The 24,478-nt window shown below is 52.7% G+C and carries 23 protein-coding genes; 10 read left to right on the forward strand and 13 right to left on the reverse strand.

The window, feature by feature from the left end; genetic code table 11:
- Positions 1-8: 8 nt before the first annotated feature.
- Positions 9-863, forward strand: a complete 855-nt coding sequence (locus PsAD37_RS16750; protein WP_063297127.1) for an oxaloacetate decarboxylase — start codon at positions 9-11, stop codon at positions 861-863.
- A gap of 283 nt (positions 864-1,146) precedes the next feature.
- The gene (locus PsAD37_RS16755) at positions 1,147-1,854 is read left to right on the forward strand and encodes a glycosyltransferase (RefSeq protein ID WP_063297128.1); all 708 of its coding nucleotides are present in this window, start codon (positions 1,147-1,149) and stop codon (positions 1,852-1,854) included.
- A gap of 110 nt (positions 1,855-1,964) precedes the next feature.
- On the opposite strand, the gene map is transcribed toward PsAD37_RS16755, so the two are convergent.
- The 11 genes from map to fahA all read right to left on the reverse strand — a co-directional run bounded on the left by map (position 1,965) and on the right by fahA (position 12,493).
- The gene (gene map / locus PsAD37_RS16760) at positions 1,965-2,744 is read right to left on the reverse strand and encodes a type I methionyl aminopeptidase (RefSeq protein WP_063297129.1); all 780 of its coding nucleotides are present in this window, start codon (positions 2,742-2,744) and stop codon (positions 1,965-1,967) included.
- On the reverse strand, positions 2,741-2,947 hold the full coding sequence (locus PsAD37_RS16765; protein ID WP_057461352.1) for a ParD-like family protein: 207 nt from the start codon (positions 2,945-2,947) through the stop codon (positions 2,741-2,743). Before PsAD37_RS16765 ends, map begins: the two co-directional genes overlap by 4 nt.
- A gap of 104 nt (positions 2,948-3,051) precedes the next feature.
- Positions 3,052-4,302, reverse strand: coding sequence for an NAD(P)-binding domain-containing protein (locus tag PsAD37_RS16770; protein ID WP_063297130.1), 1,251 nt, complete (start codon positions 4,300-4,302; stop codon positions 3,052-3,054).
- A gap of 159 nt (positions 4,303-4,461) precedes the next feature.
- Positions 4,462-5,778, reverse strand: a complete 1,317-nt coding sequence (locus PsAD37_RS16775) for a TRAP transporter large permease (RefSeq protein WP_063297131.1) — start codon at positions 5,776-5,778, stop codon at positions 4,462-4,464.
- 4 nt (positions 5,779-5,782) lie between these two features.
- Positions 5,783-6,295: a TRAP transporter small permease gene (locus PsAD37_RS16780; protein WP_208991925.1), complete on the reverse strand. Its 513-nt coding sequence runs from the start codon at positions 6,293-6,295 to the stop codon at positions 5,783-5,785.
- Positions 6,292-7,341 carry a TRAP transporter substrate-binding protein gene (locus PsAD37_RS16785; protein ID WP_063297133.1) on the reverse strand — a complete coding sequence of 350 codons (1,050 nt, stop codon included), beginning with the start codon at positions 7,339-7,341 and terminating at the stop codon, positions 6,292-6,294. Before PsAD37_RS16785 ends, PsAD37_RS16780 begins: the two co-directional genes overlap by 4 nt.
- A gap of 88 nt (positions 7,342-7,429) precedes the next feature.
- Positions 7,430-7,972, reverse strand: coding sequence for a VOC family protein (locus PsAD37_RS16790; protein ID WP_063297134.1), 543 nt, complete (start codon positions 7,970-7,972; stop codon positions 7,430-7,432).
- Positions 7,973-7,991: 19 nt separating this feature from the next.
- Positions 7,992-8,213 carry a DUF2783 domain-containing protein gene (locus PsAD37_RS16795; protein ID WP_057461347.1) on the reverse strand — a complete coding sequence of 74 codons (222 nt, stop codon included), beginning with the start codon at positions 8,211-8,213 and terminating at the stop codon, positions 7,992-7,994.
- Positions 8,210-9,832 carry an FAD-dependent oxidoreductase gene (locus PsAD37_RS16800; RefSeq protein ID WP_063297135.1) on the reverse strand — a complete coding sequence of 541 codons (1,623 nt, stop codon included), beginning with the start codon at positions 9,830-9,832 and terminating at the stop codon, positions 8,210-8,212. Before PsAD37_RS16800 ends, PsAD37_RS16795 begins: the two co-directional genes overlap by 4 nt.
- 426 nt (positions 9,833-10,258) lie before the next feature.
- Positions 10,259-11,209 (reverse strand): MBL fold metallo-hydrolase, encoded by a 951-nt coding sequence (locus PsAD37_RS16805; RefSeq protein WP_063297136.1) that lies wholly within the window; start codon positions 11,207-11,209, stop codon positions 10,259-10,261.
- Between the two features lie 15 nt (positions 11,210-11,224).
- Positions 11,225-12,493, reverse strand: a complete 1,269-nt coding sequence (gene fahA / locus PsAD37_RS16810; RefSeq protein WP_063297137.1) for a fumarylacetoacetase — start codon at positions 12,491-12,493, stop codon at positions 11,225-11,227.
- 310 nt (positions 12,494-12,803) lie between these two features.
- Between fahA and PsAD37_RS16815 the strand changes: the two genes are divergently transcribed.
- From PsAD37_RS16815 to PsAD37_RS16850, 8 genes are all read left to right on the forward strand, one after another.
- Positions 12,804-13,304, forward strand: coding sequence for a MarR family winged helix-turn-helix transcriptional regulator (locus PsAD37_RS16815; RefSeq protein WP_208991926.1), 501 nt, complete (start codon positions 12,804-12,806; stop codon positions 13,302-13,304).
- An 87-nt stretch (positions 13,305-13,391) separates the two neighbouring features.
- The gene (gene maiA / locus PsAD37_RS16820; RefSeq protein WP_063297139.1) at positions 13,392-14,027 is read left to right on the forward strand and encodes a maleylacetoacetate isomerase; all 636 of its coding nucleotides are present in this window, start codon (positions 13,392-13,394) and stop codon (positions 14,025-14,027) included.
- 413 nt (positions 14,028-14,440) lie between these two features.
- Positions 14,441-16,018, forward strand: coding sequence for an ABC transporter substrate-binding protein (locus PsAD37_RS16825; protein WP_063297140.1), 1,578 nt, complete (start codon positions 14,441-14,443; stop codon positions 16,016-16,018).
- A gap of 187 nt (positions 16,019-16,205) precedes the next feature.
- Positions 16,206-17,147, forward strand: coding sequence for an ABC transporter permease (locus tag PsAD37_RS16830; RefSeq protein WP_063297141.1), 942 nt, complete (start codon positions 16,206-16,208; stop codon positions 17,145-17,147).
- A complete protein-coding gene (locus PsAD37_RS16835; protein WP_057461340.1) occupies positions 17,144-18,019 on the forward strand; it encodes an ABC transporter permease in 876 nt (291 codons plus the stop codon). The genes PsAD37_RS16830 and PsAD37_RS16835 overlap by 4 nt, the downstream gene beginning before the upstream one ends.
- Entirely contained in the window at positions 18,019-19,014 is a 996-nt protein-coding gene (locus PsAD37_RS16840) for an ABC transporter ATP-binding protein (protein WP_063297142.1), read from the forward strand. Before PsAD37_RS16835 ends, PsAD37_RS16840 begins: the two co-directional genes overlap by 1 nt.
- Positions 19,011-20,012, forward strand: a complete 1,002-nt coding sequence (locus PsAD37_RS16845) for an ABC transporter ATP-binding protein (RefSeq protein ID WP_063297143.1) — start codon at positions 19,011-19,013, stop codon at positions 20,010-20,012. The genes PsAD37_RS16840 and PsAD37_RS16845 overlap by 4 nt, the downstream gene beginning before the upstream one ends.
- A gap of 26 nt (positions 20,013-20,038) precedes the next feature.
- Positions 20,039-21,844, forward strand: coding sequence for a M24B family metallopeptidase (locus tag PsAD37_RS16850; RefSeq protein ID WP_063297144.1), 1,806 nt, complete (start codon positions 20,039-20,041; stop codon positions 21,842-21,844).
- Between the two features lie 78 nt (positions 21,845-21,922).
- Here the strand turns inward: PsAD37_RS16850 and PsAD37_RS16855 are convergent, their stop codons facing one another.
- Entirely contained in the window at positions 21,923-23,086 is a 1,164-nt protein-coding gene (locus PsAD37_RS16855) for an iron-containing alcohol dehydrogenase (protein WP_063297145.1), read from the reverse strand.
- Between the two features lie 5 nt (positions 23,087-23,091).
- The gene (locus PsAD37_RS16860) at positions 23,092-24,474 is read right to left on the reverse strand and encodes an aldehyde dehydrogenase family protein (protein WP_063297159.1); all 1,383 of its coding nucleotides are present in this window, start codon (positions 24,472-24,474) and stop codon (positions 23,092-23,094) included.
- Positions 24,475-24,478: the final 4 nt, after the last annotated feature.

Consider the following 24,478-nt stretch of genomic DNA (forward strand, 5'->3'; position numbering starts at 1 on the left):
CCATAAAAATGTCAAAAGCTCAGGTGCTTAAAGATCTGTTCGAGAGCGGCAAACTGAATGTAACGCCTTGTTGCTGGGATGCCCTCTCCGCTCGCCTGATTGAGCAAGCCGGTTTCCCCCTCGCCTTCATGAGTGGGTTTGGTGTTTCCGCGGCTCGTCTCGGGCAACCGGATGCGGGCCTTATCTCCTATGCTGAAATGGTTGATCAGGCCTGTAACATTGCCGGTGCGACCGACATTCCCGTGATTGGGGATGGTGATACAGGTTATGGAAACGCTCTCAACGTCAAACGCACAGTCAAGGGCTATGCCAATGCCGGTATGGCCTGTGTGATGATTGAAGATCAGTTGGCGCCCAAACGCTGCGGTCACACGAAAGGCAAACACGTGGTGGATCGTGAGGAAGCCTTCATGCGCGTTCGTGCGGCTGTAGATGCGAAGAACGAAGGTGCAGATATTCTGGTGCTTGCCCGCACAGATGCCCGCGCCGAGCATGGCCTGGATGAAGCCATAGAGCGCGCCAAAAACTTCCGCGAAATTGGTGCTGACATGACCTTTGTGGAAGCGCCGCGGACCGTTGAAGAAATGAAACGCTACTGTGATGAAGTTGAAGGTCCTAAAATGGCAAACATGCTGGAGGGCGGACTAACACCATTCCTTCAACCAGCTGAGCTTCAGGAGCTTGGTTTCGCCATCTCAACCTACCCGTTCACTGGCCTGATGGGCATGATCAAAGCGCAGCAGGAAGCCTTGGATAAGATGAAACAAGGCATCTTCCCTGACCCTGCCATGACCTTTGAAGACCTGCAAAAGGCTGTCGGCTTTGATGTGTATTATGAGGCTGAAGAGCGATATCGGCATTGAATATTTATTTGGAACGGTATGCGTCAGTGACAGCAACCTAACTTTGCAATGCACTGCGAATAATTAACTAAACTAATGAATTGAGCAAAGATGGAAATATGAGTGATTGCTTTGCAGTTATGCATGATCTTAGTATTATTAAAATATATCAATAACCTACGGAATATGACAACGCATTAAAACACAGCAAGAACTCGCGGATTTATTAGTCTGACATTTTCCATTCAAATTGCACCATCAAGTTTGTGAAATTTATTTTCTCAACAAAGTGGTGGTGCTTAAAATGTCAGAGAGTGTTCGGATATTCATTGGTTATGATTCCAATGAAACGATTGCCTATCATGTGCTTGTTCAAAGCATTATCGAGAACTCATCCCTTCCACTTTCCATTACACCCATCGCTCTGAATAACGTGCGCAGTATCTTCAAACGCGACAAACATCCGCTTCAGTCCACCGAGTTCTCATTCAGTCGCTTTCTGGCGCCGTATTTGTCCAATTATGAAGGCTGGTCGATCTTTATGGATTGCGACATGATCGTGCGAAAAGATATTGCAGAGCTTTGGAATATGCGCGATGACGACTATGCGGCGATGTGTTGCAAGCACGATTACACGCCAGTCAGTGACACGAAGTTCCTCAATAACGTCCAGTCCAAATATGAAAAGAAGAACTGGTCGAGTGTAATGATGTTCAATAACGCTAGGTGTAAAGCGCTGACACCAGAGTATGTGAACACTCGGTCAGGCCTCGAACTGCACCAATTTAAGTGGTTAGGAGATGACAACCTGATCGGCTCTTTGCCGCTTGTCTGGAACCATCTGGTTGAAGATTATCCATACAATCCAGAGGCCGCGCTCGTTCACTACACCTATGGTGGCCCTTATTTTGAAGAGTATCTGGATTGTGATTATGCCGAGGACTGGCAGCAATACAAACGCAGCACATTGCATGCCACTCAGCGCGCCAAAGCGGAACCAGAACTGGCATAGGCTGGTAACTCACTGACACATTCACACACCCCGCATGCGAATAACGCTTCCGGGATGTGTGAATCTAACTTGAAAATTGCCCAGAAGGGAGAAGATAAAGCCTCATTCTCCTACCCCGGTACCCTTTCCCCTTCCCGTAGTGTCAGCACTTCAAAGCCGGTGCTTGTCACCAGTACGGTGTGTTCCCATTGGGCGGAGGGTTTGCGGTCGAGGGTTTCGACGGTCCAGCCATCTTCTTTGGTGACGGTGAGCTCTGTGCCTGCGTTGACCATAGGCTCGATGGTAAAGGTCATGCCTTCTTTCAGCACAACACCAGTGCCACGTTTGCCGAAGTGCATCACGGATGGGCCTTCATGCATGTCCCGCCCAATGCCGTGGCCGCAATAGTCACGCACAATGGAATAACCTGAACTTTCGGCAACCTGCTGGATGGCAGCACCTACATCACCCAGTCTTGCACCGGGGTGCACTTCTTTGATGCCGGCCCACATGGCTTTGTAAGTGGTCTTGACCAATTTTTGTGTTTTGCGAGAGGCACCCGGCATCACAAAGGTGGTGCTGGAATCTGCGATGAAGCCATCCTTCTCCAATGTAATGTCTACATTGATGATATCTGAGGCTGTCAGCTTGCGTGCTTTGTCGGGGATGCCGTGGCAAACGACTTCGTTGATGGAAGAGTTGAGCGCAAACATATAGCCGTACTGGCCTTTGCTGGCTGGGCGGGCGTGCAACTCGTTGACGATATAATCTTCTACCCGGTCATTGATCTCAAGCGTCGAAACCCCGGGCTTCACAACGTCTTCCAGCATTTTGAAGACTTGAGCGAGAAGTTTGCCCGACTGGCGCATCAGTGCGACTTCATCGGTGTTTTTGATGATAATTGCACTCATGTCTCGATCACCTCTGGGGGAGCGACCTTGCAAGCTTTGAGCTGTTGTTGAACCAGTTCTGTGTAACTCAGCGTTGGGTTCAACTCTGCAAGCATGCCCATTTTGATCCAGAACTCTGCTTGCGCGTTGATGGAGCGAGACATGACCGTGCTCGCTTTTCTGATTTCCTCATGCAGGTCATCAGAGATTTTTACAATGCCCATGGAAACGGCCCTTTATATGATTGATATACATATCGTATACGAATCGCATAAAGGCAAGAGGCGAATGGCAATGATCGTAGTAAGTCAGAGCAATCTCATCTTCTCTATTCCTTCAGATCGTAGGTGAAGGGATGAAGACGGTAGTTTTGTTGGTACTGGCGTTTATGATCGTTGAGCGTATTTAAAAAGGTCCTCCAGTCCAGGTCAGGCTCTCCGGTCATATCGCTCAGTCTGGTGAAGCTCTCGAACACGCTGTTGTGGTACTCTTCCAGATTGGCTGGATTCTTTTGCAGGACACAACCACCATTGGCGATTTCCCGTTTGATCTCATCGGAAGGTGGTAGATCCAACTCACCATTTAAGATCTTTGCGCAGTAAATGCTTTGCAGATGAATGTTGGCGAAGTGGACGGTGAACCGCGGCAGACCAAGGAAAATAAGGGTCGGGTCTGGTGGGTAAAACATGTTCAGATACAGCGGCCCCATGGAGCACCCGCTCAGTTCTATGTCATCCAGAGAACCTTTCAGGAAGGGGAAATTGTAGATATATCCCGTACACAGGATGATATCATCCACGTCGTGCAGGACTTCCCCGTTTTGCAGGTAGACCTTACGACCTTCAATACGCTCTGGCCGTGCATGCTGGCTGATATTGAGCCCCTGCCCGTAAAGTCCGTCGCGGACATAGCATTTGTGTCCATTTGGGGGGAACGTACCGCAGATGTACACCTGCTCAGCATGCGGACTCAGATCCAGCGAGATATCCTCTGAAGAGACACAGGCTCCAATCAAGACAACACGTTTGCCGTCATAAAGATTAGGCAGGCGGTACGACTGGGAATGGGTGACAGGTCCTTCAAAACGATCCAATCCATCGATCTCTGGAAAGTTGGGGTAACTGTCCTTACCGGTTGCAACAATCACGTGGGTGAAGATCTTTTCTGTGCCTTCAGTGCTCACACGCCAACCATCGCCAGCTTTGGCAATGTGCTTGACCGGCGTGTTGAACTCGATGAGCGGTTGGATGCCGGCTTCTCTGGCGGTGGCGTCGATGTAATCCAAAACATCAACACGGCCCGGAAACAGCTGCAGATCCTCTGGCAGTTTGTAGTCGCTGATTTGCATGGCACGTTTGGGCAGGTTGGCCCAAAGCTTGGGGTACATAGCAGAATAGACGCTCTGGCTTTGCGGGTCGCGCACATCAACAGGCTCGTCGGTAAGTACCTCATAAGCCCACTGTCCACCCAGACAGTTGCGTGCTTCAAATATAGTTGGAATGATGCCGCGACGCTTGAGCTCAATCGCAGCAGTGAGCCCGGTTGGGCCAGCCCCGATAATGGCGATGTTAGGAGCCATGAAACCCTCAGCCTTATTTTTGTTGCGGCTACTATGGGCCTTGCGGGTTAATTGCCGGTTCGTGCGTTTGTTAGGATGCGAGATGAGTACGCGGCCCTAAAATGCCAAAAGGGAGAGCTGGTGCCCTCCCTTTTTTCGTTGATCTCAGATCCGGTGTGGTTACATGGCTCCGACGAGCCACAAAGAGAACCACGGGAAGGCGATCAGCAGCGCGAGGCGTACAAGGTCGGATACCCAGAATGGGAATACGCCCTTGAAGATCGTGGAGAGTTTCACATCCTGCAGCACGTTACGCAGCACGAAAACATTGAGCCCGACAGGAGGCGAGATCAAACTTATCTCTGTGACGACCACTACAATCACTGCAAACCAAATGAGCACGGCTTCTGGATCGTTCAGCACTTCGGTGCCAAAGTCCAGTTCCAGAATGAGCGGATAGAAAACCGGCACGGTCAACAGGATCATGGAGAGGCTTTCCAGCACACAGCCCAGCACGATGTAAATGAGCACGATGCCGAGGATTACCATGTAGGCGTTGACTTCAAGATCCAGCACCCATTCCGCCAGTGTGTCTGGCAAACCTGCAAAGTTCACGAAGTTGGAGAACACTTCTGCGCCAATGATGATCATGAAGATCATAGCTGTGGTGCGGGCGCTCTCCAGCATGGCGTGGTAGAGGTTTTTAATGGTCATACCGCCCATGAGCAGTGCGATCAGAAAGGACGTGCCTGCCCCGATACCAGCAGCTTCAGTCGGCGTGAAGAACCCGCCATAGATACCAACCATGATCACAGCGAACAGGCCGAGCACAGCAAAGACGCCGAGCTTTTCCTTGCGAGTGAATGGTTCAACACCTTCTGCCTTGGGAGCGAGAGAGGGGTTGATCAACGTGGCGACGTAGATGGCTCCAATGTAAAGCAGGAGCCCCAGAATGCCTGGAATAACACCAGCAACAAACAGTTTACCGATGTCGGATTCTGTCAACAGGCCGTAGATGATCATTACCACGGATGGCGGAATGAGGATGCCAAGCGTGCCGCCAGCGGCAATTGAACCAGAGGCCAGACTGTCTGCATAACCGTACTTGCGCATGGACGGCATTGCCACTTTGGACATGGTTGCCGCAGTTGCCAGAGATGATCCGCAAACAGCCGAAAAACCACCACACGCCACAACTGATGCCATGGCAAGGCCTCCGCGCGCGCCGCCCAAAAGGCGGTTTGCAGCAGCATAAAGGCCGTGGCTGACACCAGAGATGGTGAGTAGGTTGCCCATGAGGATGAACAGCGGAACAACAGAGAGCGAATAAGACAGGCTGGTTTCAAAACCCACGCTGCTGACAACAGACCATGTGGCAGACCAGCCGCGCAGCCACGCAAAACCAGCCGCTCCGATAAAGATCATAGCGAAGGCGATTGGCACGCGCAGGAAAATGAGGACGAGCAGAGCTGCAAAGCCGATAAGGGATTCGAACATGACTTTAAAAACCTCTGCGGAATGCTTTTTTGAAGAATACGAATGTGTAACAGGCGCTCAGCAGCGCACAGACAGCAGCGATCCAGGCAAGGGGTGCCAATGGGATGTCTAAAGCATTGGTGACGGCTCCATCTTCCATGAGGCGTTCTGCGTGTGCAGCCAGCCGCCAGGAGAGGATCAGGAGCGTGACAGTGGAAACAGACCAGGCAATGCCCTTCATCAGAGATTGCATGACTGGAGGAACCATGCCGTAGATCATGTCCACTTCAACATGTTCTTTACGAGAGGTTGTTAGCGGCAAAGCTGTAAAAACCAGAGCGCCAAGCATCAGCTGGGTGATTTCGAAAGCACCGCGAACAGGTGCGTTGAACCAATAACGGCCAACCACATCAACGACTGTAAGGCCAGTCAGACCCGCGAGGAGTAACGCGCAACATATTCCAAGGCCAAGCTCAATGAGGTTGGCGAGGGAGCGCACCCGCGATGCGCCCCCTGAAGAGTTGTTCGACCCGATCACTTTTCTACGCCTGTAGATTTGCGGAACTTTGTCAGAGCAGCAGTGCCGTCAAAGCCATCTTCTGCAACAGCCTTTGCCCATTCGGTCTCGTAGCCAGCAGCTTTTTCCTTGATGGCCGCAACCATTTCAGGAGATGCATCATAAATTTCGATGCCAGCTTTGTTGATGCGCTCGATTGCCTTCTCGTCAGCACCGTTCCAGGCTTTACCAACACGCTCAGCAAAAGCATCACCGGAAATTGCCATGATAGCGGCCTGATCTTCAGCGGAGATGCCCTTCCACTTGTCTTCGTTCATCACGAGGAACCATGTGGTGTTGTAAATGCCGCCAGGAACGCGCATGGAGTATTTGACGTGGTCCAGCAGTTTGAATGCGGTCAGAGCTTCATAGGTGAAGGTAACACCGTCGATGATGCCGCGAGACAGGGTCTCGTACACTTCACCGGATGGCATGAACAGCGGAGACGCGCCAAGATCACTTGCCAGATCAGCAATGTAACCGCCCGGCACACGGACCTTCAGGCCTTCGATGTCCGCTGGTGTGTTCAGCTTGCGCACGTTGTTGTGGAACACGCCTGGGCCATGAACGAAGAGACCAAGAACCTTGGTGCCTTTGTGCTCGGCTTGCGCATCCAGATCGTTTGCGTAAACATCCCAAAATGCTTTGGAACCGGAAACAGCGTCATCTCCGAGGAAGGAAAACTGGCCGATACGGGAGCGCTGGAAGCGGTTGTCTTTGGTGAAGGAGTGCAGACCATATGTGATGTCGACAACGCCGTCAGCAGCCATGTCAAAGTGCGCAGGTGGAGCGCCAGCAGGTTTTGCCAGAACGCGCACAGAAACGCGGCCATCAGTAACCTTCTTAACTTCCTTTGCCCACGGCTTGATTGCGTTGACCACAATCGGGTGGCGTGGTGGCAGCCAGCTGGATAGAACCAGTTTGGTTTCTGCGTAAGCAGCGGTTGCAAATGCAGTTGGCGCCAACATGGCAGCTGTTGCCATGCCAAGCAGCGTGCGGCGGGCAACTTTCGTCTTCAAGAATTCCATGGCTCCCTCCCTAAAGATACCAATAAAATTATTTTGTTGGATGAAGAACGGGAACCTCCCAGTCCCCATTCTTCAGGCGGTCCTAGTCCTAGGCTTTGCCGAGTTCTTTCGCGTGCAGCCAGTCAGCATGGTGCGGTGCTTTCTTGGTGCGGCTCCACTCTTCCAGCATGTCCCACTTCACAGCGTCGAGACGCTTCAGTTTTTCTTCTTCTGCTGGATCCGGACAAGCCAGCTCGACGCGGTGTCCGTTTGGATCGAAGAAGTAGATGGAATGGAAGATGGAGTGATCTGTCACGCCCAGCACATCAATGCCGTTGCCTTCAAGATGCTCTTTAAACTCAATCAGAGTTTCACGGTCTTTCACTTTGAAGGCAATGTGCTGCACCCAGATTGGTGTGTTCTCGTCACGGCCCATTTCCGGCTTGGTTGGCAGTTCAAAGAACGCCAGCACGTTGCCGTTGCCTGCATCAAGGAACAGATGCATGTACGGATCAGGCTCGTGTGTGGAAGGAACCTTGTCCTCTGCAATGGCCAGTACGAAGTCCATGTTGAGGTTTTTGGTGTACCACTCAACGGTCTCTTTTGCGTCTTTACAACGGTAGGCAACGTGGTGAATTTGCTCAATTTTCATAAGACTCTAACCGAGGCGACTAAGCCTCGCCTCCTCCCTGTATTCTGGCCTGTGTTTTGGCAGCCAGGTCCATTGCTTCACGAAGAACACTTGCATCCCCGATGTGGTTGGCAAGAATGAGAACCAGCTTGGCGTTGAGCGCTTCGCTTTCCTCTTCAGATCGTCCTTCATGCAGAACCAGAAGATCGTGATAAAACTCGTCCGGTTTGGCGATGTTTGCTTTTGTATTCAGATGGCTCATTGTGCGGCCTCCTGCTCAAAAATGCCGATAGCGCGGTTCAGGGCCTGTGCGACGTTGGCACCGTCATAGATTTCCCAACGGGCAGCAACGTGCTGGTCCGGGCGCATCAGATAAACAGCGGAAGACTTGTCTCCCAGATAACGATCCTTGATCTCATCGGTCGCATTTACACGCAGTGCAGAGATGGTCACGCCGCCAACATCGACAGTGTCCGGCACATCTGTGTTGATTGCCAGCAACTGAAATTTGTTGCCCAGCTGGTCCAGCAACCAACCATTCGCGGTTGGTGCATCTGCTGCCGGAGAGCCCGGACGAGAGCGCACTGGCATGCCAGCACAATCATCACTGTTCAGAGAAGACCCGTCATAAGTGGCCGGAACGGACAGACGACCGGAGTTGACCAGTGGGCGGGCAAACTCGGCAGCCTCGGAAAGGTCCAGCACAGCATTGCGGAACACACGGCTGATCGCAGATTTCGGCGTGATGAAGTCAGTGGAGCGGGAAGAGTTCAAAATATTCTCTTCAGCAGCAAACACACGCTCTTCATCATAGGTGTCCAGCAGGCTCATCGGAGCCGTACCGTCCATCACCAGCTTCAGCTTCCAGATCAGGTTGTCTGTGTCCTGCAAGCCGGAGTTCGCACCACGGGCACCAAATGGAGACACCTGATGGGCACTGTCACCAGCAAAGATCACACGGCCTTTGCGGAACTGTTCCATACGGCGGCATTGGAAGGTGTAGATGGAAACCCACTCAAGCTCGAAGTTTACATCCTCGCCCAGCATGGCTTTCAGGCGTGGAATGACATTTTCGGGCTTCTTCTCTTCTTCTTTGTCGACATCCCAGCCAAGCTGCAGGTCGATGCGCCACACATTGTCTGGCTGCTTATGAAGAAGAGCGGATTGACCACGGTTGAATGGCGGATCGAACCAGAACCAGCGCTCCGTCGGGAAGTTCGCTTCCATAACCACGTCAGCAATCAGGAAGTTGTCTTCAAAGATGCGGCCTACAAAATCCATACCCATCATGGCACGGATTGGAGAGGCTGCGCCATCACACGCGATCACCCAGTCGGCTTCAACGGAGTAGTTGCCATCTGGTGTTTCCAGCTCAACAGTTGCAAAGTCATTGCCCTGATCAACGGAGACAACCTTGTTGTTGCCCCGGATCTCGATAGGCTTGCCCTGTGCTTGCAGCTCTTTGACCCGGTCAACCAGATACTCTTCAAAGTAATACTGTTGCAGGTTGATGAAAGCCGGACGCTTGTGGCCGTCTTCTGGCAACAGGTCAAACTGATAAACCTGACGCTCGTCAAAGAAGACCTTGCCCACGTTCCACTGAACGCCTTTGTCGACAAACTGATCACCACAGCCAATGCGGTCGAGGATTTCCAGCGGACGCTTTGCATAGCAAACCGCACGGGAACCCCAGCTCACCTTGTCGTTGTCATCTACAACAACAACTTCAACGTCCTGCATGGCCAGCTCAATTGCTGCGGCCAGACCAATCGGGCCTGCTCCCACCACAACAACCTTATGGCGCACTGCCTTTTCCGCATCCTGATCCGGCGACCGGACATATGGATAAAGCGGAACTTCGAAAATCTTTTTTTTCGTCATACGCTGCCTCCCAGCAAGTGTGATGCCTCAGCCAGCATCCGGCAAAACATCAATCAACTTTGGAGAGCCGGTTGGAACTTGGGGTCCATCCGGCGCCCTGACGCATATGGGGTGGCTTTCGCCTGCGGTATTGAAGGTGGAAGGGACCAGCAAAATTGGTGTTCAGGATAAACACTGCCAAAATGCTGAGAGAGACAAGAACTCAAGCTGTTGCCGTGAGCCAGTATTTTCTATTTCTTGGATGCATTCGCTCTGATGCGAGTGACCCAAATTCTGTAGTTTCCTGTCATCTCTCTTTAGGTCTTCCACCTCGATTTGGTTTGAGCGTTGCGACCTTTATCTCTTCACTGGAGAAAGGTGGTGAGGAGGATTTTGTGCAGCTTGCAAGCCGCCAACAAAGGACACCCTCACCTCAGCTCATTCATATTAGCCCTGCAATGCTGCCCACATTTCCTGATCGCGTTCAGCGGTCCAGATACGTGGTGTTTCGATGCCGCGCGCTTCGTCAAAAGCGCGTGCGACGTTGAACGGCAGACAATGCTCGTAGATTGCGTAGTCAGCGAATTTTGGATCGCATTCTGCGCGCACAGCATCCCATGCTTCTTTCAAAGAGCCACCACGAACGGCAACGCGGGCTGCTGGCTTGTAGGTGCTTTCAACAAAGTCGCGGGTGTTCTCAATCGCTTTATTGACCATTTCCTTGCCTACAAGCGCATCACCGCGACCCGGTGCAATTGCGTCTGGATTGTAGGCTTTGATTGCGTCGAGCGTGTTGCCCCAATCTTTGAAGTGACCGTCGCCGCAGTAACAAGCGGAGTGGTACTCAACAATGTCACCGGTGAACATCACGCCTTCATCCGGAACCCATGCAACGATGTCGCCAGCGGTGTGGGCACGGCCCAGATGCATCAGCTCAACCTTGCGGCTGCCCATGTTGATGGTCATCCGGTCTTTGAAGGTCATAGTTGGCCACGTAAGACCCGGAATGGAGTCCGCTGCATCAAACAGGCGTGGGAAGCGACCGAACTCGGAGTCCCAGTCTTCCTGACCGCGCTCATAGATCATGCCCTCACACTTTTCAGAGGCAATGATTTCTGAAGCGCCGTAACCGGAAGCACCCAGCACGCGCACTGCGTGGTAGTGAGACAGGGTTACGTATTTGATCGGCTTGTCAGTGACTTCGCGGATTTTATCTACCACGAGCTGAGCCATGACAGGGGTTGCCTGCGCATCAACCACCATGACGCTGTCATCACCAATGATAACGCCGGTGTTTGGATCACCTTCAGCGGTGAACGCATACAGATCGCGTCCAACTTCGGTGAAGGAGATCTTTTTGGCTTCCATGTCGCCACTGGATGCAAATGCTTTAGCCATCGTCACTATCCTAAATTATGCTTTGAAATCTGGAGCTGGCAGAATTTTGCCGGTACATTCGCCGAAGCCGATGCGGAAGCCATCGCCCTGTGCCCAGCCTGTCAGCGTCAGGGTGTCACCATCCTCGATGAACGTGCGGCTTTCACCGCTGTCCAGAGTGATCGGCTCTTTGCCACCCCATGTGAGTTCCATCAGGGAACCAAACTCAGCCTTGTCCGCACCGGAAATGGTGCCGGAGCCGAGCAGGTCGCCCGTGTTCATTTTACAGCCGCCAATGGCGTGGTGGGTCAGCTGCTGTGCCGCAGAGTAGTACATGCGGTTGTAATTGGTGTGGCAGAGCAAAGTCGCTTTGTCAGCGCCTTCTGGCTGCATGTAGGCCTGCAGCTCAATGTCGTAGATCATCGGACCCGGCTCATTGAGATAAGGCAGAAGTTCTTTCTCACGCTCTGGTGTGCTGGTGCGGAAGGATTCCAGTGCTGCCTTCGTCACAACCCACGGGCTGATGGAGGTCGCAAATGCTTTCGCCTGAAACGGACCAAGCGGCTGATATTCCCAGCCTTGAATGTCGCGTGCGGACCAGTCGTTGAGCAGCACATAACCGAAGATCATATCATCGGCTTCCTGCACGGTGATCGGCTGACCCATAGTGCTTGGCGTACCAACAACCGCACCCATTTCCAGCTCGATATCGAGGCGTGCACAAGCCTTAAAGGATGGCACCTGAGCGGTTGGGGCTTTGGTCTGACCCAGAGGGCGCTTAATATCTGTACCGGATACAACGACCGTTGAGGCGCGGCCATTGTATCCGATTGGGATATGCAACCAGTTTGGTGGTAGTGCATTCTCAGCACCGCGAAGAATAGTGCCAATGTTCATGGCATGCTGCTTGCCGGCGTAAAAGTCGGTGTATTCAGAAACCGCGAAAGGCAGGTACATCTGCGCTGCACTCATTGGCACCAGCGCTTTTGCTTTCAGGATATCATTGCCGGAAAGGGCTTCATTGCCGCCTTTCGCAAACAGCGATGTCAGCTGCTTGCGAACGCTGTCCCAGGATGTTTTGCCAAGGCCCATGAAGGCATTCAGAGTTGGCTTATCGAAAACTGTAGTGGCGGCGCCCGCTTTGAGAAGGCCGGCAGATTCCAGCACAGCCATGTCAACAACCATGTCACCGATCGCAACACAACACCGTGGCTCTTCACCGTTTTTGGCAAACACGCCGTAGGGAAGATTTTGGATTGGGAAATGGCAGTGCGGTGCGTTCGCACTCTCGATCCAACTCGTCATAACACATCCTTGGCAATTGAAGATCACCTGCTGGTCCTCCCAGACTCAGGCAATCTGTAATTTATCTAATCTCAGAATAGTTTCACTTGTAACTTTGTCAATAACATTTTCCGCCAAAACAAATTCCCTAAGCGTAAGAAAGCAGGCTAAAATGCTGCAAAATGGCTAAAAATAGCTGATTATTCTACTTTTGGATATATATCAGAGGCGCTGATCATGCTCTTGACATATAGTTGCAGTTGATACTATCAGGATGATTGTGCAAGTATGAGTGCGCAATAGTTTCATTTTAAACCAACGAGACGTGATGATGGTGACTGCGAATAACACGATGGACAAGGAAGACTTCCAGCTTGGGTCGTTCTTTCCCTACAAGGTCCGTGTTTTTGGCACTGCCGTTAGTACTGCTGTCTCAAGTGTTTACCGGGAACGGTACGGCCTCAGCGTCTCTGAATGGCGCACCATGGCAATTCTGGGTCGCAATCAGGCGCTGTCCGCCTCTGAGATTGTTGAACGCTCCAGTATGGACAAGGTGAATGTCAGCCGCGCTGTGCAGGCTCTCCGCAAAAAGGAGTTCCTGCGCCGCGATATTGACGGAGAGGACCGCCGTAAATCCGTCCTGCGTCTGACCGAAAGAGGTCTTGCCGTGTTCAACGATGTCATTCCGCTGGTGCGGGATGTAGAAGCGGCACTGACTGAGAACCTTTCCGCAGAAGAACAGGCGGTTCTTCTGACATTGATGGAAAAGGTTCAAAAAAATGCAGAGGGACTTATTGGGGAAATGAGTGCCGAGGCTGCCAACGGGGCCTGAAGCGTATCTCCGAAAGATCAGAACCGATTTTCGGACAAGGATACGCGTAAGATCATGAATTGAGCTCTGGGAGGGGGCGCCAATACGATGAGCAACATTAGATTATATGATTACTGGCGTTCTTCCGCGAGCTACCGGGTCCGCATCGCATTGAACCTGAAAGGGCTCTCCTACGATATGGTTACGGTCAATCTGCTCAAAGGCGAGCAGAAGGCTGATGAAAACCTGAGCCGCAACCCACAGGGTTTTGTGCCGTCGCTGGACTTGGACGGCGATATGCTGATCCAGTCACTCGCCATCATCGAATATCTGGATGAGTTGCACCCAGCCCCTGCCCTGATGCCATCCTCAGCTCGCGAGCGTGCCCGTGTGCGAGCACTGTCTCATGCCATCGCCATGGATATTCACCCGGTTTGTAATCTGGGTGTGGTTCAGCGCATTGTAGAGCTGGCTGGCGGAGATGATCAGGTCAAAGTTGACTGGATGTGCGAGTTCATCGCCAAGGGCCTTGATGCTTTTGAGCAGATGCTGGCAGATGGGCAGAGCGGCAGGTTCTGTCATGGGAACCAGGTGACACTGGCGGATATCTGCCTTGTCCCGCAAGTTTACAATGCGGATCGCTGGGGTGTGGACCGGTCTCACCTCTCCCTCATCAATGCCATTATCGAGCAAACTGAGCAGATTGAGGCCTTTCAGAAGGCAGCACCAAAACAGGATGCGTGAGGGAAAATATCCCTCAGTTCAATGAATGGTGTTCATTTTTAACGCGGTGTTGGAAAAATATTCCTGCGCCGCGTTTCTTTGTCTGGAAAGCCGTATTCCAGAATAAATCAATTGTTTGGCTCCGAGATTGTTAGAAACACGCCAAGTTTCCTAGGAATAACGTGCGCAAGTTTCTCTCAGTGAAACTGTAATTTTAGCAATATTTCACTCCTAAACTATCTCCCTGTCTCGCTTTGTTGTCGTGAAAATTCTTCTTTACTGAGTTTTGCCTCTTGCAAACAGAGATATATCAGAGATAATACTGATATATCACCGGTGGCTAATGGAATTATTGGGAGAAGCCACCACCTGCGCGCCGCCATGCATCATAAAATAATAAGCAGGCCAGGCGTGTATCAATTGAGGGGACTATCATGAAGACTTTGTTGATTGCCGCGCTTGCAGGCGTGTCGATGCTCGCCATCAATTCGGCTCAGGCCGTAGAACGCGGTGGCACACTCACCTTCGCCCGCTATGATGATTCCAATCTGGTTGATCCAGTTTATGCAGATCGGAATCCAGATATCTGGATGGTCACAAACCTCTACGATACTCTGCTTCGCACCAAGGCAGATGGCAAGACCATCGTACCGGGTCTGGCGTCCGGTTATGAGGTTTCCGCAGATGGTAAAACCATTTCCATCACTCTGCGCGACGGCATTAAGTTTTCCGATGGTTCTGCAATTACACCGGCAGATGTAAAGTTCTCGCTGGAGCGCGCTACCAACCCTGATTTCGGTCCGTGGTCCGGCCTTCTTGGGTCAGTTGAGAGCATCACAGCGACCGACAATGGCGTTACGCTCGCCATGAAAAACCCTGACCCGACTATCATCTCCATTCTGGCAACTTTCAACACTGCGATCGTGTCCAAGGCCGCGTTTGAGGCGGCACCAGGAGCCAATGATCAAGAAAAAGCAACGGCTCTTTTCGCTTCGGGCACGCCGGTTTCCGGTCCATTCACGCTGAAGGACCGCACACGCGGCAGTACCATGACCTTCTCCGCCAACCCGCATTACTGGCGTCAGGGCGAAGATGGTAAGCCATTGCCGTATCTGGATGAAGTAAGCTTCGTCGTGATTCCGGATGATGCCACACGTATTCTGAAGTTGCAGGCAGGTGAAGTGAACGGTGCTGAATTTGTGCCATTCTCTCGCGTAGCAGAGCTGAAGGCAGATCCTGCAATCAACATGGAGCTGTATCCATCCACCCGTATCATCTACAGCCCGATCAACTCTCGTGAAACCCGGGCAGATGGCTCTCCAAACCCAATGGCGACCAAAGAGGCGCGTCAGGCGCTGAACTATGCCATCAACAAAGACGCGCTGGTTCAGCTGATCACGCACGGCACTGGCAAGTCCATGACATCCCCATTGATGGCATCGACAACCCAGCTGGCACATGATGGTGGCCCGCTTTACCCTTATGACGTTGCCAAAGCGAAAGAACTGGCAGCTGCATCAGGTCTTGAAGGTGCGGAAATCACACTGACCACACTTGCAGGCTCTTCTGATGATGCAACTCTGTTTGCTGCCATCCAGCAAATGTGGGGTGCAATCGGCGTCAATGTGAAAGTGGAGCAGGTTGATAACCCGACCCGCGGCGCGAAGAACCGTTCCGGCGAGTTTGACATTCACACCTACGGCTGGGTGAATGATGTGAACGATCCGGCACAGGTGGCAGGTTGGCTGGGCTATTACCCAACCCGTAAAGCTGTTGGCACTGGTTGGAACAACGCAGAATTCAACTCCCTGTTTGAAGCCTCCAATACCGAGATCGATCCGGAAAAGCGCAGCGAGCAATACAAGCGCATGCAGGAAATCTATGCAGATGCGGCCCCGCTTCTGTTCCTCTATGAAACGCCATTTGCTGTTGCTCTGTCTGCCAACGTGAACGGTTATCTCCAGACACCGTTGGGGAACAACGAGTTCTCCTCGGCGTGGATTGCAAAATAACTCCTCCACTGAGTGCGCCCGGTCTGCATCAACAGGCAAGCCGGGCGTGAAGTAAACAGAGCAGGTGGTCTGATCAGAAAACGGCAGGACCAGACCACCTGCCCCATGCAATCCGGAAAGCCGAAGCGTCAATCCCATAATTCTGTCGCTTCGGCTCTCAATACTCTCGCCCTATTAGGACTCAGGAATGTCGTCACTTTCCTATCTGGTGTCACGGCTGCTGCAGATCATTCCGACCTTTCTTCTTGTGATGGTCGTTATCTTTCTGCTGGTACGTATGCTGCCAGGGGATCCGGCCATCGCCATGGCCGATGCCAAAGCCACCGAAGCTCAGCTGGAACTCATCCGCCAAAAACTCGGGTTAAATGAACCGCTGGTCATGCAGTTCTTCTATTTTGTAAAGAACACTTTGAGTGGAGATATGGGCACATCCATTCTTCTCAAAGCGCCAGTCCTGGACGTTATTATAGAACGCATTCCAGTCACCGCGTTCCTCACCCTCTATGCCGTTTGTCTTTCCATTCTAATTGCAGGCCCATTGGCCTTTGTCGCCGCGCTGAACAAAAACCGTGGGCTCGACATTGCCATTCGCAGTGGTTTTCAGGTTGGCTTGTCGACCCCTGTGTTTTACATCGGCCTGCTGCTGCTCACCTTCCTTGCAGCGTCCCTGCGATTGTTTCCGGTTGGTGGTTACGGCACAACGTTTTTGCAGCATCTGCACCACTTGATGTTGCCCGCGCTGACGGTTGCTCTTTACACCTCTGCCATCATCATGCGGAACTTGCGATCTGCCGTGATTGAGGTGCTGGATGCAGACTATGTTCAGTTCGCCCGCTCCAAAGGGTTATCCCGAAGCGTTATTCTGGGTCGCCATGTCCTGCGCAATGCGCTCATTTCCACCGTTACATTGCTCGGCCTTTCCATCGGCAATCTGATGAGCGGAACGCTGGTGACGGAGACGGTGTTCGCGGTTCCCGGTCTTGGCCGGTTGATGCTGGAAGCGATCTTTGCCCGTGACTACCCGCTGATACAGGGCCTCACCCTCACCTTCGCTGTTATGGTTTCTCTCGTGTTTCTGTTCACCGATATGGTGCAGGCATGGCTTGATCCGAGGTTACGCCTGTCATGACCCAGCTCGATACTCTTCAAGCCACTACGCCGCAGAAGAAAAAGCTCCACCCACGGGTCAAAGCTCTGCTCCGCCCAGGGTTCTTGCTGGGCTTCTTCATCCTGTCCTCTTCCATCCTGCTGGCCGTGTTCCCATGGGCGTTTGCACCGTATGATCCCAACGCTTTTGACTTCAATGCGATCCAGAAGTCACCAAGCTGGGCGCATCCGTTTGGCACGGACAATCTGGGGCGCGACACGCTTTCCCGCGTGATCTGGGCGTATCAGGTTGATATGCAAATCGCGTTTTTTGCCACCTTCTTTGCCATGGTGATTGGCGTTGTGGTTGGCTCGCTGGTTGCTTATCACGGCGGCATTGCAGATGTGCTCTTTGGCCGCTTGGTGGATGTCACCATCACCTTCCCGTTTCTGGTGCTGGTCATTGCAGTTGTTGCAGTTTTAGGACCGGGGCTGACCAACATGTATGTGGCGGTGACGCTGGTGCAGTGGGTCTATTATGCCCGCCTCACCCGTGCAGAAATCATGACGCAGATGACCAGCGATTATGCCTCTGCCGGACGGGTGATGGGATACTCCTCCACTCGCATCATCTTCCGCCATTTGTTGCCCAACGCCACAACACCGCTGATCACCTATTGGATGACCGACATGGCGCTCGCCATCCTGCTTGGGTCTTCTCTTGGTTATCTCGGCCTTGGCGCACAGCCACCGCAGGCAGAATGGGGCGTGCTGATCGCAGAAGGGCGTAACTTCATCACCACCGCCTGGTGGATGAGCCTGATGCCGGGCATTGCGATTGTTGTGACTGGGCTTGGTTTCTCTCTTGTTGGAGACAGCCTTGCTGATGTTCTCAGACCACGGGGGGCATCATAATGACCAACCAAAACGAGAGCCTGCTACAGGTTCGAGACCTCACAACCACGTTTCACAGCAAAGGCCGCGCGTTGCGCGCTGTTGATGGCATCTCCTTTGACGTGCGCGCTGGCGAAGTGCTTGGTCTGGTGGGCGAAAGTGGCTCCGGTAAATCCATCAGTCTGCGCTCCATCATCGGCCTTGCCCGCGACTATGGCACAGTAGAAGGCAATGTTTACTGGAAGGGAGAGGACCTGCTCACTCGCACAGACAAGCAATTGCAGTGCGTTCGTGGCAGTCAGATCTCCATGATCTTTCAGGAGCCGATGACCTCGCTCAACCCGCTGCTCACCGTGGGCTTACAGATTGAGGAGAACCTGAAAGCCCACACGGATTTGGATCGCCGTGCCCGCAAGGCCCGCGCCATCGAGCTGCTGGACACTGTTGGTATTCCCAGCGCCTCGTCCCGCCTCAAGGATTTCCCGCACCAGTTCTCCGGCGGCATGCGCCAACGGGTGATGATCGCCATCGCACTGGCGTCCAACCCGGAGCTGTTGCTGGCGGATGAACCCACCACGGCACTGGACGTGACTATTCAGGATCAGATTCTGCAGCTGCTGTTGTCGCTGGCCAAAAACCTCAATATAGCGATTGTGCTGGTGACACATGATCTGGGAGTGGTCGCGCAAACCTGTGATCGCGTGGCGGTGATGTATGCTGGTCGCCTGGTAGAAACCGGTTCCGTTCGCGATGTGCTGAAACGACCTCAGCATCCTTACACGCTCGGTCTGCTGAAGTCGGTACCGGAGAACATTCCACCCCGCACACCACTCTACTCTGTTCCCGGTACACCACCGGCGCTGGATGCCCTGCCGAAAGGATGCGCCTTTGCACCGCGCTGCTACAAAGCGGAGGATGTGTGCCTTGGTAGTAAACCACTACTCTCCCAGTTGGGAGATGGAATTTCATCTGCCTGCCATTTCACAGCAGATATTCGTGAGGAGGTACTGGCATGACCTATGAAGCTCCTGTTCTGGAAGTTGAGGGCCTGCATTTACACTTTCCACTCAAAAGAACCCTCTTCGACGCAATTCAACGCAAAGAAAAACGCATCGTCAAAGCCCTCAATGGGGTGAGCCTTGAGGTAAAAAGGGGTGAAACCCTTGGCATTGTTGGCGAATCCGGCTGCGGAAAGTCCACTTTAGCCCGTTGTCTTGCCCGTCTTTATGAGGTGGACAAAGGCACCATTCGTTATGACGGGCAAGAGGTTGCGGCCAAAGATGCGGGTGCATTGCGAGAGTATAACCGCAAGGTCCAGATGATGTTTCAGGACCCTTACTCCTCCCTCAATCCCCGCATGACAGTCCGGCAAGTGCTCGCGGAAGCTCTGCGTGTTCATAATATGCGGCCTCTTGAACAGATCAATGACCGCATTGCCGAGCTGCTTGATCTGGTGCGCCTGCCGCAAGATGCTGCGGATAAGTTGCCCCATGAGTTTTCTGGCGGGCAACGCCAACGCATTGCTATTGCACGGGCTTTGTCGGTTGAGCCGGAGGTGCTAGTTGCGGACGAACTGGTGTCGGCGCTGGATGTTTCGGTACAGGCACAGGTGGTGAACTTGCTGCTGGAACTGCAGGACAAACTGGATCTGACCATTCTGTTTGTAGCGCATGACCTCAGACTTGTCCGTCATGTCTCCCACAGAGTCGCGGTGATTTATTTGGGCACAATTGTTGAGATCGGCGATTCAGAACAGCTCTTCAACGCCCCAAAACACCCCTACTCAAAGGCTCTTCTGGCAGCAGCCCCTTCTCTTGATCCAGACAAACGCCATACTCGCCCTTCAATCTCTGGCGAACTGCCCAGCCCGCTCAACGTGCCAAAGGGCTGCGCGTTCCATGCAAGATGTCCCCATGCATCAACACAATGCCAAAGTGAAACTCCCCGATTGAGGGCATTAGACGAGCTCGGTAATGTGGCTTGTCATCATGCCGAAGCTCTTTTATCAGCATAAAACCCCATCACACGATCGAGCAAAAAATGTTGGAAAATCAGAAATTTGAAAGAACCACAGACCGCTTGAACCTCATACGAGACGAGCTGAAGCGCAACGGACTGGATGCGGTTATCATCCCGCGTTTTGACGAGCATCAGGGGGAATATTGCGCCCCGCATGATGAGCGTTTGGCATGGGCAACCGGCTTCACAGGATCCGCTGGCCTGGCAATTGTCACGGTAGATCAAGCGGTTATGTTTGTTGATGGCCGCTACACGGTTCAGGTGCGTAACCAATGCAGCAGTGAGTTCTTCTCCTACCAGCATATCTTTGATGAACCACTGGAAAACTGGATTTCTGCCAATATGAAGGCAGGCCAGCAAATTGGCGTCGATCCGATGCTTATCCCCTCCGCATGGTGGGATCGCTTCGCTGGTGGCGCAGACGAAGCAGGCGCTACACTGATCGCTACTCCTAGCAACATCATCGATGCAGTCTGGGCTGATCAACCAGACAAACCACTCTCACCCATTACACCGTACTCCCTTGAAAACGCTGGGAAAACCAGTTTGGAGAAACGCGCTGAGATTGCAGCGCAACTGAAGCACAAAGGTGCAAAGGTGCTGGTTGAAACCCAGCCCGACAACATCGCCTGGCTTCTCAATGTTCGCGGTGATGACGTCGAGTTCAACCCCATCCCACACTCTTTCCTGCTCCTGAAAGATGACGGCTCCGCCAGCTGGTTCGTAGATTCTCGTAAGCTTTCCAATAGCTTAGATGAGTATGAGCTTGAAAATGTAGAGACCGCAGACCCTATGAACTTCATCGGCTCATTGGAAAAAATGACCGGAAAAGGAACGCGGGTTCTGATCGACCCGATGTTCTCCCCCGTCGCAACCCGTCTTGCTGTTCAGGCTGCTAGTGGCGTTCCAGTCATGGAACAGGGTGCAATCACGCTCACTAAATCTAAGAAGAACGGGAGTGAACTCAAAGGGTTACGCGACTGTCATGTGCGTGACGGCATTGCGTGGACCGAGTTTTCTGCGTGGTTGAAGCGGGAGGTTCCGCAAAGAGCCAAGGCAGGCGATCCGGTGTACGAACTGGAAGCGGAAGAGCGCATTCTGACAGAGCGCAAACGCCAGAAAGACTTTGTTTATCCGAGCTTTAGAAGCATTTCTGCCGCCGCTGGTAATGCCGCAATGTGCCATTATGCAGCGACGGATACCTCAAATACTGCGATCCTTCCTGAACACACATATCTGCTGGATTCCGGCGGCCAGTATCAGGATGGCACCACCGACGCGACGCGCACCTTTGCGTTCTCAGAAACATCGGATGAGTTTAAAGCCGCCTACACCGCTGTTTTCAAAGGCTTTGTAGCGTTGGCCTCGCTGCGTTTTCCAAAAGGAACGCAAGGCCATCACATCGACGGGTTTGCCCGCAGACCGCTTTGGGATCTGGGGCTCGATTATGATCACGGTACCGGCCACGGTATCGGGCACTTCCTCTCTGTTCATGAACAACCGCAACGCATCGGCAAGCCGTACAATCCGGTGGACCTTGTCGCTGGTATGGTGATGTCCATTGAACCGGGATATTACGTTGCAGATCAATACGGTATCCGGATTGAGAACCTTTTCGAGATCGTAGAGGAAGACGATGGTTTCCTTTCTTTCAAGAACCTTTCTTACATCCCTATTGAACCGCAGATGCTCAACATGGTTGATCTGACCCGCGCGGAAATCAAATGGCTTGGTGATTACAACGCTGATCTGAAACGAGTTCTTGGGCCGGAGCTGAGCCCTGATGCCTATGACTACCTGATAAGTTGCTGTGAGTTGCCGGAGTAATCACAGTTGATGCGATAAGAAAAAGCCCCGCAAAGCCAGAAGCTCTGCGGGGCTAATTATTTGTAGTTTAATGAGAAATCAGGCCGATACCTGCTCTCCAATAGCCTCAATGAGTAAAGCTTTTGCAGCTTCCAGCGTAAACTCAACCGGGTTGCCGCCAGCACTTGGATCCTTCACTGCTTCTTCTGCAAGCACGTCAATCTTGTCAGTACCCACGCCAAGCTCGGCAAGGGTATTTGGCACGCCCATATCCGAGCGCATCTTCATAACGAAATCGAAGAAGCCGTCGAAACCGCCGGGAATATCAAGGTAAGCCGCTAGTTTCTCAATGCGCTCTTCAATCGCTGCACGGTTGAACTTCAGCACAGTTGGCATGATCACAGCATTGGTCAGACCGTGATGGGTGTTGTAAACCGCACCTACCGGATGTGCCAGCGCGTGAATACCACCAAGGCCCTTCTGGAAGGCCACTGCACCCATAGCTGCTGCACTCATCATGTGGCCGCGAGCTTCGATATCATTTGGATTTTCAAAGACTTTCGGCAGGTTCTCCTTAACAAGGCGCATGCCTTCCAGCGCGATGCCCTGAGACATCGGGTGGTAATGAGGAGAGCTGTAAGCTTCAAGACAGTGCACGAATGCATCAATGCCGGTACCAACTGTGATCATCGTTGGCATACCAACAGTCAGCTCAGGATCACAGATCACAACGCTTGGAAGAATCTTCGGATGGAAGATGATCTTCTTCACGTGGCTTTCAGAATTGGTGATAACGCTTGCACGGCCAACTTCCGATCCGGTGCCAGCAGTCGTTGGAACCGCGATATTCGGATAAATCGCATCCGCATCAGCTCGTGTCCACCAATCGCCAATGTCTTCAAAGTCCCAGACTGGGCGGGTTTGACCTGCCATGAACGCAATCAGCTTGCCAAGGTCGAGGCCTGAGCCCCCGCCAAACGCGATAACACCGTCATGACCACCAGCGTTGAAGGCTGCAACACCTGCTTCCAGATTGATCTCGGTTGGGTTTGGATCAACCTCAAAGAACATAGCACGGCCAAGACCAGCCTCTTCCATCACATCCAAAGTGCTGGCAGTGACAGACAGATTTGCAAGGCCTTTGTCAGTGACAAGCAGCGGCTTTTTTATACCAGCAGCAGCACAAGCATCGGCCAGTTCCTTAATGCGCCCGGCACCAAAGCGGATGGCGGTCGGGTAGCTCCAGTTTGCTGTCAGAGTCATTTTTCTTATGCCTTTTTAAGATGATACGATTTTGGACGGGTCAGGTTCTGGTAGCCGATCTCAGACAGAGCACCGCCGCGGCCCGTGTCTTTGCAGCCTGTCCAGCATAGGGCGGGGTCCAGATAATCCGCGCGGTTCATGAACACGGTACCGGTCTCGATCTGAGCGGCGAGCTTTGCTGCTCGTGCTGGATCCTGTGTCCACAGCGACGCCGTCAGTCCGTAGTGGCTGTCGTTCATAAGTCGGACTGCTTCTTCGTCGCTCTCCACTTTCATGATGCCGACCACAGGGCCGAAGCTTTCTTCGCGCATAACTTCCATATCGTGGTTTACATCCACGAGGATTTGAGGTGCGAGGTAAGCGCCACCATCATCTTCCGGGAAAATGCTTGCGTCGATCATAGGCTTTGCGCCTTGCTCAACAGCGTCTGCGACTTGCTTACGTACCAGCTCTGCAAATCGCACGTTCGCCATAGGTCCGATGGTGGTTTTCTCATCCAGCGGGTTGCCGAGCTTATAACCGGAAACGATCTCAACAGCCTTCTTAACAAAGGCATCGTATTTGGAAGAATGCACGTAGATGCGCTCGATACCACAGCAACACTGGCCGGAGTTGAACATCGCGCCATCAATGAGTGTTTCAGCCGCAGCCTCAACATCCGCATCATCCATCACGTAGCCCGGATCTTTGCCACCCAGCTCAAGTCCAAGACCTGTGAAGGTGCCAGCTGCAGCGATTTCCATCGCACGACCACCACCAACAGAACCTGTAAAATTGACGAAGCCGAAATTGCGGCCTGCGATCAGGTGCGATGTGGTGTCATGATCCAGGAAGAGGTTCTGGAATACCTCTGCCGGAACACCTGCTTCTGCAAAGGCACTGGCCATACGCTCACCAACCAAAAGGGTCTGGGTCGCGTGCTTCAGGATCACCGCGTTACCTGCGATCAAAGCAGGGGCAACGGTGTTGATCGCAGTCATGTATGGATAGTTCCAAGGCGCGATCACGAGGATGACGCCGTGCGGCTCCTTTTCGATGCGGCGCTCGAAGTTGTCGCTCTCTTCGGCAATGATCGGCTTAAGGCTATCCTCCGCGATCTTTGCCATGTGAGAGGCACGTTCGTTAAAGCCGCCAAACTCACCGCCATAACGGACCGGGCGGCCCATCATCTTAGCAAGTTCAGGAACGATTTCGTCGTTCTGTTCACCAATCTTTGCGACGCCAGCCATCACCAGTTTGATGCGCTCTTCGAGTGGACGAGCAGCCCACTCTTTCTGCGCAGTCTTGGCACTGGCAATGACGGCTTCTGCTTCTTTCTGGCTTGCCACCGTACGTTCTGCAAAGACAGAACCATCAACCGGCGAAATACATTTTAGTGTTTTTGTCATGGTC

The organism is Pseudovibrio sp. Ad37, assembly GCF_001623075.1.
In the GTDB taxonomy this organism is placed as follows: Bacteria; Pseudomonadota; Alphaproteobacteria; order Rhizobiales; family Stappiaceae; genus Pseudovibrio.

What these genes read in the sequence shown, in the direction of transcription:
- fahA (WP_063297137.1), bottom strand. Translation starts at nt 12,493, where the DNA reads ATGACGAGTTGGATCGAGAGTGCGAACGCACCGCACTGCCATTTCCCA.
- PsAD37_RS16800 (WP_063297135.1), bottom strand. Translation starts at nt 9,832, where the DNA reads ATGACGAAAAAAAAGATTTTCGAAGTTCCGCTTTATCCATATGTCCGG.
- PsAD37_RS16795 (WP_057461347.1), bottom strand. Translation starts at nt 8,213, where the DNA reads ATGAGCCATCTGAATACAAAAGCAAACATCGCCAAACCGGACGAGTTT.
- PsAD37_RS16855 (WP_063297145.1), bottom strand. Translation starts at nt 23,086, where the DNA reads ATGACTCTGACAGCAAACTGGAGCTACCCGACCGCCATCCGCTTTGGT.
- PsAD37_RS16835 (WP_057461340.1), top strand. Translation starts at nt 17,144, where the DNA reads ATGACCCAGCTCGATACTCTTCAAGCCACTACGCCGCAGAAGAAAAAG.
- PsAD37_RS16750 (WP_063297127.1), top strand. Translation starts at nt 9, where the DNA reads ATGTCAAAAGCTCAGGTGCTTAAAGATCTGTTCGAGAGCGGCAAACTG.
- PsAD37_RS16785 (WP_063297133.1), bottom strand. Translation starts at nt 7,341, where the DNA reads ATGGAATTCTTGAAGACGAAAGTTGCCCGCCGCACGCTGCTTGGCATG.
- PsAD37_RS16860 (WP_063297159.1), bottom strand. Translation starts at nt 24,474, where the DNA reads ATGACAAAAACACTAAAATGTATTTCGCCGGTTGATGGTTCTGTCTTT.
- PsAD37_RS16825 (WP_063297140.1), top strand. Translation starts at nt 14,441, where the DNA reads ATGAAGACTTTGTTGATTGCCGCGCTTGCAGGCGTGTCGATGCTCGCC.
- PsAD37_RS16845 (WP_063297143.1), top strand. Translation starts at nt 19,011, where the DNA reads ATGACCTATGAAGCTCCTGTTCTGGAAGTTGAGGGCCTGCATTTACAC.
- PsAD37_RS16815 (WP_208991926.1), top strand. Translation starts at nt 12,804, where the DNA reads ATGGTGACTGCGAATAACACGATGGACAAGGAAGACTTCCAGCTTGGG.
- PsAD37_RS16775 (WP_063297131.1), bottom strand. Translation starts at nt 5,778, where the DNA reads ATGTTCGAATCCCTTATCGGCTTTGCAGCTCTGCTCGTCCTCATTTTC.
- PsAD37_RS16830 (WP_063297141.1), top strand. Translation starts at nt 16,206, where the DNA reads ATGTCGTCACTTTCCTATCTGGTGTCACGGCTGCTGCAGATCATTCCG.
- PsAD37_RS16765 (WP_057461352.1), bottom strand. Translation starts at nt 2,947, where the DNA reads ATGGGCATTGTAAAAATCTCTGATGACCTGCATGAGGAAATCAGAAAA.
- PsAD37_RS16755 (WP_063297128.1), top strand. Translation starts at nt 1,147, where the DNA reads ATGTCAGAGAGTGTTCGGATATTCATTGGTTATGATTCCAATGAAACG.
- PsAD37_RS16790 (WP_063297134.1), bottom strand. Translation starts at nt 7,972, where the DNA reads ATGAAAATTGAGCAAATTCACCACGTTGCCTACCGTTGTAAAGACGCA.
- PsAD37_RS16805 (WP_063297136.1), bottom strand. Translation starts at nt 11,209, where the DNA reads ATGGCTAAAGCATTTGCATCCAGTGGCGACATGGAAGCCAAAAAGATC.
- PsAD37_RS16770 (WP_063297130.1), bottom strand. Translation starts at nt 4,302, where the DNA reads ATGGCTCCTAACATCGCCATTATCGGGGCTGGCCCAACCGGGCTCACT.
- PsAD37_RS16840 (WP_063297142.1), top strand. Translation starts at nt 18,019, where the DNA reads ATGACCAACCAAAACGAGAGCCTGCTACAGGTTCGAGACCTCACAACC.
- maiA (WP_063297139.1), top strand. Translation starts at nt 13,392, where the DNA reads ATGAGCAACATTAGATTATATGATTACTGGCGTTCTTCCGCGAGCTAC.
- PsAD37_RS16850 (WP_063297144.1), top strand. Translation starts at nt 20,039, where the DNA reads ATGTTGGAAAATCAGAAATTTGAAAGAACCACAGACCGCTTGAACCTC.
- map (WP_063297129.1), bottom strand. Translation starts at nt 2,744, where the DNA reads ATGAGTGCAATTATCATCAAAAACACCGATGAAGTCGCACTGATGCGC.